This window comes from Acidimicrobiia bacterium (assembly GCA_036271555.1).
Classification (GTDB): Bacteria; Actinomycetota; Acidimicrobiia; order IMCC26256; family PALSA-610; genus DATBAK01.
The window spans coordinates 60,238-72,943 of sequence record DATBAK010000083.1 but is presented as its reverse complement, the minus strand read 5'-3'; the positions used below and the strand labels follow the sequence as shown (position 1 = coordinate 72,943).

Below are 12,706 nucleotides of genomic sequence, written 5' to 3'. Positions count from 1 at the left end.
CTCTATCCGAGCTTTGCCAGTGCCGCCTCGTACGCCTCGCGATCGCGCGGCGTCCCGAGATTCGGCGATTCGAACGTGTCGACGACCGTGCCCGCCTTGTCGATCACGAAGGTCGCGCGGTTCGCGCAGCCGAGCGCCTCGTTGAAGACGCCGTACGCCTGTGCCACCGCACCGTGCGGCCAGAAGTCCGAGAGCACCGGGAACGTGAAGCCCTGGCGCTCGGCCCACTGCGCCTGCGCGTGGCGCGTGTCGCACGACAGCGCGATCACCTGCGCGGCGTTGGTGTCGAACGCGCCGATGTCGTCGCGCAGCGAGCACAGCTCGCCCTCGCACACGCCGGTGAACGTGAACGGATAGAAGACGAGCACGACGTTCTTCTCGCCGCGGAAGCTCGACAACGTGACGTCGTTTCCGGTCTGATCCTTGAGCGTGAAATCGGGGGCCTGATCGCCGACCTGCACGGGCATGCTGCTGCTGCTCCTCATGGGGACGTGCCGGGTCAGCCCGCGCCGACACGACCAAGCGTGCCGACCGGTCGGGCGGTGCCGGTCCGTGGACAGAAGAGCGCAGCTTATGACCGTTCCATCGGCACGAATCCCACCGGACCTTGACGATTCGGTGAGAACGCCGAGGTCAGCGGGACGCGGTCAGCGCCGTGACTGCGGCCCTCCAGGCGTCGAGGGTGCCGGCGTCGGCGCCGGGCACCTTGGCGGCGTCGTCGGCGCGCCGGAGCGCGACCAAGGCGTCGGCGTCGCGACCGCGAGCGAACGCCGCGGCGGCGCGCTCGTCGAGCGGACCGCCCTGCGCCGCGAGCGTCACCACGCTGCGCGCCGACAGCGCATCGCGATACGCCGTGTCGACGGAGACGAGATAGCGCTTCGCCTCCGCGTGACCGGCCACGAGCCGTGCGACCCGCGCGCCCAGCAGGGTGCGGACCGCGTCGGCGCCGATGCGAGCGTGCACGTCGGGCGCGTCGGGTACCAGCGCGGTGCCGATGTCGTGTACGAGCCCGGCAACCTGCAGCTCGACGTCGTCGGGCGCGGACGCACGCAACCCGGTCGCGCACTGGAGCGCGTGCGCGAGGAGGTCGACGTCCTCCTCGTCGGCGTGCGCGGTGCTGGCCGCGAGCACCGCGAACAGCTCGTCGACCGAAGTGATCATTCGCCCGGCGCGTTGGGCGGAGGAAGGTACGTGGCGCGGGTGACATCGGAGCCGTCGCCGTCGAGCATCCAGATGCAGCCCTTCGGGCAACGCGGGTCCGGGCCCAGGGCGACACCGTTCGTCGCGAGACTCGCGAGCACCGCGGGGATGACGTCGCCGTGGCTGCACATCACCGCGCCGGGCGTCAGATGCTTGCGGACGAGCGCGAGGACCGCGTCGGTGTCGCCGCCTTCCGCGAGCGATTCCTCGACCTCGATCGGCAGTCCGCGCGCACCGGCGAGCGGCACGACCGTCTCCATGCAGCGCACGTACCGGCTGCTGAGGATGCGATCGACGCGCGCGTCCCGCAACACGGTGACGAGATCGCGCGCTTGGGCGCTGCCGGCGCGGCTCAGCGGGCGCAACCAGTCCTCGTCGCGCCACTGACTCCGATCACCCGCCTTCGCGTGGCGCACGAGATAGATCGTCATGGGGCGACTCCGAGGCGCGAGACGAGGGGCTGGTCGTGCGGATACGTGAGCAGTGTGCTCGCGTCGGAGGCCGAGAGCCAACGCAACTCGTCGACCTCGGCGTTCGGCACGACCGGGCTTCCGCCGACGACGGTCATGAACCAGTAACGCACGCGCTTCGGTCGGCCCTTGCCATCGACATAGCGAACGGTCGGTCCGCGCGCGCCGAGCGCGCACTCGTATCCGGTTTCTTCGTACACCTCTCGACGCGCGGCCGCTTCGTCGCGCTCGCCGGGATCGAGTTTTCCTTTCGGGAGCGTCCAGTCGTCGTACTTCGGCCGGTGCACGAGCAAGACCTCGACGCGCCCGTCCGCCGCGCGCCGCGTGACGATCCCGCCTGCGGCTGCGACCGTTACATCCACGAGGTCAGGCGGCTTCGGTCGGTCCGGCGCCACGCCTCGGGCAGCTCCTCGAGCGCCGCCAGCGCGTCGATGCGCAGCAGGCCGGCGAGCATGCCCGCGGCGAACGTCTGCGCGGGGCCGGGGCGGTCGCCGTTGCGACGCGCGGCGTGCTCGCGCGCGAGCTCGTCGTGCAGCCAGGTTTGCGCGACCACGGCGTCCTGATGCGCGCCGAGCACGTCCTGCAGGTTCGTGAGCGCGGCGGCGAGCTCGTGCGGTGCGTCGGAGTCGAAGAAGTCGGCGACCGCTTCGACCGCGTACCGGGCGCGCTTGGCGCGGATCCGGAGCGCATGCAGGACCTCGTCGGGTGGGTTCGATCCGAGCCGCCCGTGGTCGCGCTCGAGCTTCTTCCACGGTCGGCGCGCCAGGCGCGCGAGCTCGGGCCGACCCGCCCTGAAGGCCTCGGGCTGCACGCGAGGCGCGATCGCGCCCTGCACCAATCGGTCGACGAGCTCGAGATATCGGGTGCTGCGCATGATCCCGACGACGCGCGCGTACGCGGCCTCGCGGTCACCGGCCGCGTGCTCGACGAGGTTGCACACCGCGCGCTCGGCGTCGCTCGGCAGCGCGCGCGACCGCGTTCGCAAGTGTCCGAGCAGCACTTCCGACTCGCGCACCGTGCCGAGCTCCGTGCCCAACCACTTCGCCTCTGCGCGCAACGACTCGACCCACTCGGGATCGAGCAGCGGTGCGAACGTGAGCAGATCCGACCGCAGCCGGCGCGTCGCGACGCGCGCCTGATGCACACCTTCGGGGTCGTCGCCGATGCGGGCGACGGGATCGGCGGCGAGGAGACGCTGCACCGCGCGGTCGAGCGCGTCGCGGACGGCCGAGACCGCGACGGCGCTTCCGCTCACGTGTCGTCGGCGGCGGCGCGCGAGTCCTTTGCCGACGACGCTCGTTCCGCCGCGCGCGCCTGCACGCGCGCGAGCGCGAGCTCTTGGAGCCGCCGTTGCAGGTCGATGCCGTGCTCGGTACGCACCGTGCGCCAGGTGCCGTCGGCGAGGAGCTCCCACGCGCCGACGTCGTCGGTCATGCCGACCTCGAGGATCTCGTCGAGCCGCGCCTGCAACTCGGGCCCGGTGACGGTGAGCAGCGCCTCGATGCGGCGATCGAGGTTTCGCGGCATCAGGTCGGCCGACCCGATGAGGTACTCCGCGGGGCCGTCGACGCCGCCGAAGCGGAAGATGCGCGAGTGCTCGAGGAAGCGCCCGACGATCGAGCGCACGCGAATGCGCTCCGACAGCCCCGGCACACCGGGCCGCAGGCAGCAGATGCCGCGGACGAGCAGATCGATCTGGGCACCGTGCTGCGCGGCGTCGTAGAGCGCGTCGATGAGCTCCGGGTCGACGAGCGCGTTCATCTTCATCGTGATACGACCGCCGGCGCGACCCTGCTCCTCGATGCGGCGCATCACCTCGGGGCGCAACGACGACGGCGCGACGATCAGCCGGCGCAGCGCGCGCGGTCGCCCGTAGCCGGTGAGGTAGTTGAAGAGCTCGGAGAGGTCGGCGCCGAGCGCGGGATCGGCGGAGAAGACGCCGAGGTCCTCGTACAACGTCGCCGTCTTCGGGTTGTAGTTGCCCGTACCGATGTGGCAGTAACGGCGGATGCCGTCGGCCTCCTGGCGCACGACGAGCAGCACCTTGCAGTGCGTCTTCAGCCCGACGAGCCCGTACACGACGTGCACGCCCGCCTGCTCGAGGCTGCGGGCCCGCTCGATGTTCGCCTGCTCGTCGAAGCGCGCCTTGAGCTCGACGAGCGTCACGACCTGCTTGCCCTGGCGCGCGGCTTTCGCGAGCGACGCGACGATGCCGGCTTCGTCGCCGCCCGCGCGATACAGCGTCTGCTTGATCGCGAGCACCTTCGGGTCGCGCGCGGCGGCCGCGACGAACGCCTCGACACTCGCCGCGAACGACTCGTACGGCAGGTGCACGAGCACGTCGCCGGCGCGGATGTCGGCGAAGATGTCGTCGCCCTCGAGCCCGGGTGGGACGACGCCGCGCCACGGCGGGTACTTCAGGTCGTCGCGCGGGAGGTCGAACAGGGCCCAGAGCCCGCCGAGGTCGAGCGGCGCGTCGAGGACGCTCACCGCGTCGGGACCGAGCTCGAGCTCGCGGCAGAGCAGGTCGAGCACTTCGACCGTCATCGACGTGTCGACCTCGAGCCGCACCGACCGGCCGAAGCGCGTGCGCTGTTGCAGCACGACCTCGATCGCGCTCAACAGATCTTCGGACTCGTCGGAGAGCTCGAAGTCGGCGTCGCGCGTCACGCGGAACACGGCGTGGCCGAGCACCTGCATGCCGGGGAACAGCGCGTCGAGGTGCGCCGCGATCACCTGCTCGAGCGGCACGAAGCGCTCGCCGTCGGGGAGCGCGATGAAGCGCGGCAGCAACGGCGGCACCTTCACGCGCGCGAAGAGATCTTCGCCGAACGCGGGATCGCGCACGCTGATCGCAAGGTTCAACGAGAGGTTCGAGATGTACGGGAACGGATGCGCGGGGTCGACTGCGAGCGGGGTGAGCACCGGGAAGATGCGGTCGTCGAACACCTTGCTCAGCTGCTGGCGATCGGACGAGTCGAGATCGTCCCAGCTCACGAAGCGGATGCCCGCGTGCTCGAGCGCGGGCGCGATCTCCTTCGTGAACAGCGCGGCCTGGCGGGTGACGAGCTCGTCGACGCTGTTCCGGATCGCCTTCAGCTGCGCGACCTGATCGAGCCCGTCCGGCGCGGTGATGCGCAGGCCGCTCTCGATCTGCTCCTTGAGCGCCGACACGCGCACCTGGAAGAACTCGTCGAGGTTCTGCGAGAAGATCGCCAGGAACTTCGTGCGCTCGAGCAGCGGCAGCGCGCGGTCCTCGGCGAGCGCGAGCACGCGTGCGTTGAAGTCGAGCCACGAAAGCTCGCGGTTCACATAGCGGGCATCGGGCTCGACGGGCTCTCCGACCACCGCGTCCGTCAGGCTCATCTCACGTCATCGTAGAAGAGGGGGCTCGATTTGCCACCTGGTCGGCCGCCCGGTTCCCGTGGGAGGCGGGACGGGCGGCCGCCGCAGGTGGTTGGCGCCGGGCCGTGACGACTCGTCGGCGCCGGGTGCGCCCGGTGGGTGGGACCGGGCTCCGGCTGAGGGGGGCCGGGCAGCTCTTTGCTGCACGAATCACGGTAAGTGAGTGACGTGGCCGTCACCTTGCGAACGCGTTGCCGACAGGTGGCGACGTCACCAACTCGTTCGGGTCGCCGTCGCGCCTGCGCCTCGTGAGCAATCCCCGACACCTGACCGCTACCGTGTGCCGGACGGACGTGCGTACGAAGATCGAGAGCTCCGCCTCGCCGTTCTCGAAGCTCGCGATCGCGTACGCGCTCGCGGTGAGTGGCGACCTGTTTGTCACGGTCGCGCTCGCAGACTCGATCTTCTTCAACGTCGCCGCGAGCGCGGCGCGCGGGAAGGTCATCCTCTACCTGGTGCTGACGATGGCGCCGTTCTCTGTCGTCGCGCCGATCCTCGGCCCACTCCTCGATCGCTCGCGTGGCGGCCGGCGCATGATGTTCGTGCTCGCGTGCGTCGGCCGCGCGGTGCTGTGCGTCTTCATGGCGAACAACATCAAAGGACTGGCGCTCTACCCGCTCGCGTTCGGCTCGCTGGTGCTGTCGAAGGGCCAGAACATCGCCAAGAGCTCGTTGGTGCCGACCGTCGTCACCGACGACGCCGAGCTCGTCCGCGCCAACTCGCGCCTCCAATTGATCTCCGTGCTCGCGGGCATCCTCAGCGGGTCGATCGCGGCCGCATTCTTGAAGACGGTCGGCGGCTCATGGGTGCTGCGCGTCGGCGCGCTCGTGTTCATCGCGGCGACGTTCGCCGCGTTCCGTATCCAGCGCGCGCCTCACGTCGCGGCGCCGGAGACGACGGAGCAGCGCAGCGAGCTGCAGGCGGCGACGATCGTCGTCGCGGGCACCGCGATGGGTCTGCTGCGCGGCGCGGTCGGATTCATGACGTTCTTCGTCGCGCTCTTGTTGAAGAAGCAGCACGAGGCCGCGTGGGTGTACGGGCTCGTGCTGTCGATGAGCGCGAGCGGCAACGGCATCGGCGTCATCCTTGCGCCGTTTCTCAGACGCAAGATCCGCGAGGAGTGGATCCTCAGCGGATCGTTGCTCATCCCCGGGGTACTGCTGGTGTTCGCGGCGCGCGGCGCGGGCCGTGTGTCGTTGTGCATCGCCGCGTTCTCGATCGCGTCGGGCGCCGCGTGCGGACGACTCGTGTTCGACAGCCTCGTCCAGCGCGACGCGCCGGACGCCGCGCGCGGCCGCGCGTTCGCGCGCTTCGAGACGCGGTTCCAGCTCGTGTGGGTGCTCGGTGGTCTGCTCGCGGTGTTGTTTCCCGGTCGCGAGCGCGGCGGGCTGTTCCTGCTTGCGCTCGTGTTGCTGTTCGCCGGCCTCTCGTACTTCGGTACCGCGCGGCGCGCGGTGTCGCTCGCGCGGAGTGGCCGGCTGCACGAGGCCTCGGAACCCGTCGACCTCCTCGCGGTGCCCGCGCGCGCGGTGCGCCGCCACCTCGGTGCGCGCGTCCGTGATCGGCGGGCGCGCGCGAGCCGCGCTCGCCGCGACGATCCGCCCGACGCCTTTCCGGCCGGCGGGTAGGCGGCCGCCGAAATTCGGACCGGCGCGACGGGCGGGCCCGGCAGACTGCCCCGATGGACCTCGAGCTCCGGCCCTTCGAGGAAAGCGAGCTCGATGCGGTCGTGCGCGTCGGCGCGATGGCGTTCAGTCAGCCGCCGCTCCCGCCGGACACGCCCCTCGGCTTCGCGAGCTCGGAGCTCGACCGATCGCGCGTCGCGGTCGCCGACGGTGAGATCGTCGCGTCGGGCCGCAACTACTCGTTCGAGCTGACGCTGCCGGGCGGGGTGATCGTGCCCGCCGCGGGCGTGAGCTGGATCTCGGTCGCGCCGACGTTCCGCCGCCGGGGCGCATTGCGCAAGATGATGGCTGCGCTCGACGCGGACGCGATCGAGCACGGTGAGGCGATCTCGATCCTCACCGCGTCGGAAGCCGGTATCTACGAGCGCTTCGGCTACGGCATCGCCACCTGGCGCATGAACTTCTCCGTCGCGCGCGCCCACGCCGCGCTCGCGACCGCACCGCTCGACCAGGGGCGGGTTCGGTACGTCGACCGCGACGACGCGCTGCAGCGCTTCCCGCTCGTGTACGCGCGCGCGTGCACGCAACGCGCGGGCATGGTGTCGCGTCCCGAGCCGTGGTGGGAGGAGTCGTTCGCGCAGTTCCTGCCGGCCGACAAGGCGAGCTTCTTCGTCGTGCACGAGGATCGCGACGGCGTCGACGACGGCTTCCTCGCGTACGAGGTGTCGGGTGACTTCGAGCACGGCACCCACCACACGACGCTCCACGTCGTCGACCTGATCACGACCACGCCGTCGGCGCGCGCCGCGCTGTGGGACTTCGCCTGCTCGGTCGACCTCATCGAGACGATCTCCGGCGCGCGGTTCCCGATCGACGAACCGCTGCGCTTCCTCCTCGCCGACTCCCGCAAGCTTCGGATCCACGCGTTGTTCGACCACCTCTGGTTGAAGATCCTCGACGTCGAGCGCGCGCTCGAAGCTCGCCGGTACACGACCTCCGACACGCTCGTGCTCGCAGTTCGCCACGACGACCGAACGACGCGCGTCGAGCTCGACGGTGGTCCCGAGGGCGCGACCTGCCGGGCGACGACGGCCGACGCGGATCTCGAGCTCGGGATCGCGACCCTCGGCTCGATCTATCTCGGCGGCACCCGCGCCGAGCTCCACGCGGCGGCGGGTCGCATCGTCGAGCACACGCCGGGCGCCGTCGCGCGCGTCGACGCGATGCTCGCGTCCTATCCCGCGCCCGCCAGCCCTACGTGGTTCTGAGCTCTCTCGCTCGCTCCGCTCGCGGCTTCGGCAGCGTGTGACGAGCGCGTCGTCGCGTCGCCCTACAGCTCGATGCGCGCGAGCCAGAGGCCGGGGGCGGTGATCTCGTTGGGAGTGGGCACCATGGCCTCCGACTCCCACAGCCGGTCGAGCGCTTCCTGACCACCGCGCTCGACGACACCCAGGCAGAACGCGTGGCCCTGCTCGTAGTGCTCGCGCCCGAGCTCGAGGCCGAGCATCCGATCGACGAACTCGGCGGCGCGACCGCGGTCGACGCGATGACGCCGCAGCGCCTCCTCGATCTGCCGCAGCGACGGCACGAGCGGCTCGCCGACCGCGTCGACGACGGTGTCGGCGTAGCCCTCGAGCACCGAGGAGAACCGCTGGAGCTCTTCGAGCACCGGTCGTTGCGCGGGCGTCTGCATCGCGTCGAGCAACGCACCGGGATCGGGGAGCTCGATGTCGGCGAACGCGCCGGGGTTCGTCGGATCGAACGTCGACGGGTCGAAGTTCGTGAGCGCTTCGAACTGCTGCTCGAGCGCTTCGGGGCGCAGCTCGTAGCCGCGGACGTACGCGCTCGAGAGTCGCACGAGCCGATCCCGGACCCACGGCACCGATCGCTGCGCGCCGTGCACGACCTCGCGGAGCGCGAGCGCGAAACGGAGGTCGGTGGTGTCGAGCGACCAGTCGTTTCCGAACGCGTCGACGTTCGATCCGACGAACGCGAGCGCGGGCTCGCCTTCGAGCGGCAGCGGCAGGTCGTACTGCCCGAGCGCGAACTGCGCGAGGAATCCCGAGAGCGAGCCTGCGAGCCAGCCGAGCAGCACCGGCGACAGCGCCGACATCATCCCCGAGAGCATGTCGGGACCGAGTCCGAACGGGTTGTTCGCGATCTCGGGATCGTCGGGTGAGATCTGCAGATCCTCGACGTCGGGACTGACCGCCTCCGCGAGCGCGACGAGCACCGGGCGCAGTCCGTCGAGCGTGCGGTGCGCCCAACCGGTGCGGTCGACGACATCGGCGGGCAGCGTGAGCGCGTGGCTCAACGCGGTCGCGCCGGCGACGTGCGTCTGCGCGGCGCGCACGAGGTCGAGGATCTGCGCGCGCTCGGACGCGTCGACGGGTGCTTCGATCATCGGTTGGTGCGTCTCGCGGTCGGTCGTGCTCGTCTCCGCGGCGACGCGCCGGGCCAGCTCCCAGTTCACGGGACCGGGCGTCTGGAGCATGCGCATGAGCTCGTTGAAGTCGAAACCGGGCCCGAACGGCCACCCCGCGGGGCCCATTTGTGGATCGTCGCTCACCCGATCAGTCTATGGACGTGCCCCCCGCCGCAATCGCCGTCACCGGCGTCGCCGGTCTGCTCGCGCAACGGCTGTTGCTGCAGATCGACGCGATGCACGACGTGACGCGTGTCGTCGGTCTCGACGTACGCGAGCCGGCGCGCCGGATCCGCGGCTTCGAGTTCCATCGCGTCGACATCGCGTCACACGACCTCGCGCCGCTGCTCGACGGCGTCGACACGGTCGTGCACCTCGCGGGCGTCGTCGAGAGCACGTCCGACCGTGCCCTGCTGCGGCACGTCGACCTCGACGGCACGCGGCGCGTGCTCGCGGCGGCGGGAACCGTCGGGGTGCGCCGCTTCGTGCAGACGTCGAGCGCCGCGGTGTACGGCGCGTGGCCGAACAATCCGGTGCCCATCACCGAGGCGGCGCCCCTGCGGCCGAACCCCGGCTTCCTGCCCGCGCTCCACGACGCGGAGAACGAGCGCCGCGTCGCGCGCTGGTGCGAGGAACATCCGGGAGCGCGCGCGACGACGCTGCGGCTCGCCCCGGTCGTCGGTCCCGGCGCGCACGGTGTCTTCGCCCGCGCCGCGCTCGGGCGCCCTCCCGTCTCGGTGCGCGGTGTCGACCGCCAGATCCAGGTCGTGCACGTCGACGATGTCGCGAGCGCGCTCGCGCTCGCGGTGCGCGGCGAGGTCGACGGCGCGTGCAACGTCGCGGCCGACGGCTGGCTCTCTGCCGACTCGGTGCGAGGCCTCGTCGGTGCGGGCGCGCCCGCGCTGCCCGACGACCTCGCGCGCCGCGTCCTGCGCGCGCTCTCGTCGAGCGGGCTGGGTGAGGCGTCACCCGAGCTGTTGCCGTATCTCCGTCACTCGTGGGTCGTCGCGAACGACCGCATGCGCGCCGCGGGCTGGCGACCGGAGCACACGAACGAGTCGGCGATCCTCACGTCACCGCGGCTCGCCGCGCCGGCCGTCACGCCGAAGCGCGTCGCGTTTGCAACCGCGGCACTCGTCGGCACCGTAGGTGCCGGTATCGGTGCCACGCGAGTCGCGCGGCGCGTGCACGTCAGGCGGACGCGGGCGTGAGGTGCCGGTCGCTCCACGCCTGCCACTCGGGCGTGTAGTAGCGCAACCGCACCTTCTTGTACTCCTTGATCGACCACAGCAGCGCGTACTCGGCGATGCCGGTGTCGTCGCGGATCGCCTCGATCGTCGCCTCGCAGTCGCGCGCGCTCTGGCCGTGGACCATCGTGAAGACGGTGTAGGGCCAGTCCTCGTAGGTCGGGCGGCGGTAGCAGTGGCTCACCGCCGCGAAGCTCGCCATCTGCGGACCGATCTCCTCGAGTCGCGCTTCGGGCACCGCCCACACGCCCATCGCGTTCGCCTTGAAACCGGCGGTGCGGTGGTTCATCACCGCCGCGAAGCGGCGCATGAGCTTGCGCGCCTTGAACCGCTCGAGCAGCGCGAGCATCGCGTCCTCGTCGATGCCGAGCGTCGCACCCATCACCGCGAACGGTCGCGGATCGTCGGGCAGATCCTGCTGCACGATCTCGATCGCGGCGCGCTCGAGGTCGCTGAGGTCGGGCGCGGGCATCTCGGCTCTGCGCTCGGGTCGTTCGTGCTCGAGCACCTCGGTGCGCGCGTCGGCCGCGGTCGCGCCGGTCATGTCGAGCTTCACGCCGATCTTGTAGAGCGTGAGCGTCGGGAGCTTGCGGGTGACGAGCGAGCCGGAGTCGTGGTGCAGCACTGCGAGGTGCTCGTCGATGTCGTCACCGGGCGGCACCGCGAGCGTGTACCAGAGGTTGTAGGCGTGGTTGCGCTTGTAGTTGTGGCTCACGCCCGGGTGCTCGCTGATCACCGCGGCCGCCTCGTCGACGCGGTCGGGATCGACCTTCGCGGCGACGAGTGCCGACTGGTAGCCGAGGGCGCGGGTGTCGAAGATCGCCGAGAGCTGCCGGAGCACACCGGCGGCCTTCGCGGCCCGAAGCCGGTCCATCACGTCGGCTTCCGAGATCCCGAGGCGCTCGCCCAATGCTGCGAACGGCGCGGCCACCAGCGGGAAGTCCCACTGGACCGCGTTCAGCAATTCCTTGTCGAGGTCTTCGAGCTCGGCCATCGGTCCCATGGTCGCGCGCTGAGGACGCCCCCGACGATTCAGGGGGTGCTGGTCGTCGTGGTCGCGGCAGCGACGGTGGTCGCCGGGACCGGCATGCGCGAGAGCTTGACCGAGAGCGAGAGATCGCTGCGATCGCGCGAGACGACGACTTCGAGGTGCTGGCCCGGCCAGTGACCGCGCGCGGCCGCCATCAGGTCGCCCATGTCGCCGATCGGCGCCGCGTCCACGGCGACGATCACGTCGCCGACCTTGATCCCCGCCCGTTGTGAGGGTCCGCCCTTCGCGAGCTGCGTGATCACGAGGTGACCACCGGCGACCCGGCCCGCGACACCGAGCCAGCCGTGGTCGACGTGGCCGTCGGCGCGCAGGCCGTCGGCGACCTTGCTCGCGAACCCGATCGGCACCGCGACCGCGGTCGGGTGCCCGGTCACGGGGGTCATGAGGATGCCGGCGACGTTGCCGCCGCCGTCGAGGAGCGCGCCGCCCGCGGCGAACGACTCCGCGATCGAGTCGATCTCGATGAGCCCGCTCATCGTGGTGCCGTCACCGGTGACCCGCCCGTCGAGCGACGACACGATGCCCGAGCTCACCCACGGCGAGCCCGCGGAGTCGGTGCCGACGGCGTAGACCGGGTCGCCGATCCGCAGCGGGTCGGCTGCGAGGTCGGCGGTGTCGAGGTCGCCCTTCGTCGAGAGCAGGGCCAGGTCGCTCGACGGGTCGGCGCCGATCACGTGGGCGGTGCGCGTGGCGCCGCTGGAGGTGACGATCGCGACGGAGCGCGAGCCGCCGAGCAGGCGGTAGCTGGTCAGGACCTGACCGCCGTGGCGGATGCAGACCCCGGATCCCGTGCGGCTGCCGTCCTTCGTGGTCACCCGGACCGCGACGATCGCCGGGGCGACGCGCGCCGTGACCGCGGCAACGGCATCGGTCGGGCGCGGCGAGTTCGCGGTCGCAGGGCCCGGCCCGCTCTGCTGGTCGAAGGCCCCGGCGGCGGCGAGGATCCCGACCGCGACGAGCGCGCCGACCGCGCCCGCGCCGACGCAGAGCAGGATCGAGCGCCGCAACGTCGAGCCGACCGAGGCGCCCGCGCCCGAGCGGGGTGGCGCTGGGTCCGCGGGTAGCTCGCTCGGGTGCCGCCACACGCGATCCATCGGGTGCGGTGGCGGGCCGGGCGGCGCGGAATCGGGATCGTCGTCGCCGACTCCGCCGTCGTCGAGGGGCGGCACGCTCACGGCGCCGCGGTGTCGGGACGACCCGGATTCACCGGCCGGAGTGTAACGACGGCTTGTTTCCCGGAGACCGCGGCTCGACGCGTGAGGTCGCTTTCATGTCGGGCTGGA

Annotated in this window: 12 protein-coding genes; 3 read left to right on the top strand and 9 right to left on the bottom strand. The window is 71.4% G+C overall.

The window, feature by feature from the left end:
* Nucleotides 1-2: 2 nt before the first annotated feature.
* From VH914_18660 to ppk1, 6 genes are all read right to left on the bottom strand, one after another.
* Entirely contained in the window at nt 3-467 is a 465-nt protein-coding gene (locus tag VH914_18660) for a peroxiredoxin (GenBank protein HEX4493231.1), read from the bottom strand.
* A 166-nt stretch (nt 468-633) separates the two neighbouring features.
* The gene (locus VH914_18655) at nt 634-1,161 is read right to left on the bottom strand and encodes an HD domain-containing protein (GenBank protein HEX4493230.1); all 528 of its coding nucleotides are present in this window, start codon (nt 1,159-1,161) and stop codon (nt 634-636) included.
* Nucleotides 1,158-1,631, bottom strand: a complete 474-nt coding sequence (locus VH914_18650) for a phosphoglycerate mutase family protein (GenBank protein ID HEX4493229.1) — start codon at nt 1,629-1,631, stop codon at nt 1,158-1,160. Before VH914_18650 ends, VH914_18655 begins: the two co-directional genes overlap by 4 nt.
* Nucleotides 1,628-2,032 (bottom strand): NUDIX hydrolase, encoded by a 405-nt coding sequence (locus tag VH914_18645; GenBank protein HEX4493228.1) that lies wholly within the window; start codon nt 2,030-2,032, stop codon nt 1,628-1,630. Before VH914_18645 ends, VH914_18650 begins: the two co-directional genes overlap by 4 nt.
* Nucleotides 2,023-2,925: a CHAD domain-containing protein gene (locus tag VH914_18640; GenBank protein HEX4493227.1), complete on the bottom strand. Its 903-nt coding sequence runs from the start codon at nt 2,923-2,925 to the stop codon at nt 2,023-2,025. Before VH914_18640 ends, VH914_18645 begins: the two co-directional genes overlap by 10 nt.
* Nucleotides 2,922-5,036 carry a polyphosphate kinase 1 gene (gene ppk1 / locus VH914_18635; GenBank protein ID HEX4493226.1) on the bottom strand — a complete coding sequence of 705 codons (2,115 nt, stop codon included), beginning with the start codon at nt 5,034-5,036 and terminating at the stop codon, nt 2,922-2,924. Before ppk1 ends, VH914_18640 begins: the two co-directional genes overlap by 4 nt.
* Nucleotides 5,037-5,368: 332 nt before the next feature.
* Between ppk1 and VH914_18630 the strand changes: the two genes are divergently transcribed.
* Together VH914_18630 and VH914_18625 are read left to right on the top strand one after the other, a co-directional pair.
* Nucleotides 5,369-6,703 (top strand): MFS transporter, encoded by a 1,335-nt coding sequence (locus VH914_18630; GenBank protein ID HEX4493225.1) that lies wholly within the window; start codon nt 5,369-5,371, stop codon nt 6,701-6,703.
* A 53-nt stretch (nt 6,704-6,756) separates the two neighbouring features.
* On the top strand, nt 6,757-7,968 hold the full coding sequence (locus VH914_18625) for a GNAT family N-acetyltransferase (GenBank protein ID HEX4493224.1): 1,212 nt from the start codon (nt 6,757-6,759) through the stop codon (nt 7,966-7,968).
* A 62-nt stretch (nt 7,969-8,030) separates the two neighbouring features.
* Here VH914_18625 and VH914_18620 read toward each other — a convergent pair whose 3' ends face one another.
* A complete protein-coding gene (locus VH914_18620) occupies nt 8,031-9,269 on the bottom strand; it encodes a zinc-dependent metalloprotease (protein ID HEX4493223.1) in 1,239 nt (412 codons plus the stop codon).
* 17 nt (nt 9,270-9,286) lie between these two features.
* Between VH914_18620 and VH914_18615 the strand changes: the two genes are divergently transcribed.
* Nucleotides 9,287-10,336, top strand: coding sequence for an NAD-dependent epimerase/dehydratase family protein (locus tag VH914_18615; protein ID HEX4493222.1), 1,050 nt, complete (start codon nt 9,287-9,289; stop codon nt 10,334-10,336).
* Here VH914_18615 and VH914_18610 read toward each other — a convergent pair.
* Nucleotides 10,317-11,366, bottom strand: coding sequence for an Lrp/AsnC family transcriptional regulator (locus VH914_18610; GenBank protein HEX4493221.1), 1,050 nt, complete (start codon nt 11,364-11,366; stop codon nt 10,317-10,319). The genes VH914_18615 and VH914_18610 overlap by 20 nt on opposite strands.
* A gap of 38 nt (nt 11,367-11,404) precedes the next feature.
* Nucleotides 11,405-12,598 (bottom strand): trypsin-like peptidase domain-containing protein, encoded by a 1,194-nt coding sequence (locus VH914_18605; GenBank protein HEX4493220.1) that lies wholly within the window; start codon nt 12,596-12,598, stop codon nt 11,405-11,407.
* Nucleotides 12,599-12,706 lie beyond the last annotated feature (108 nt).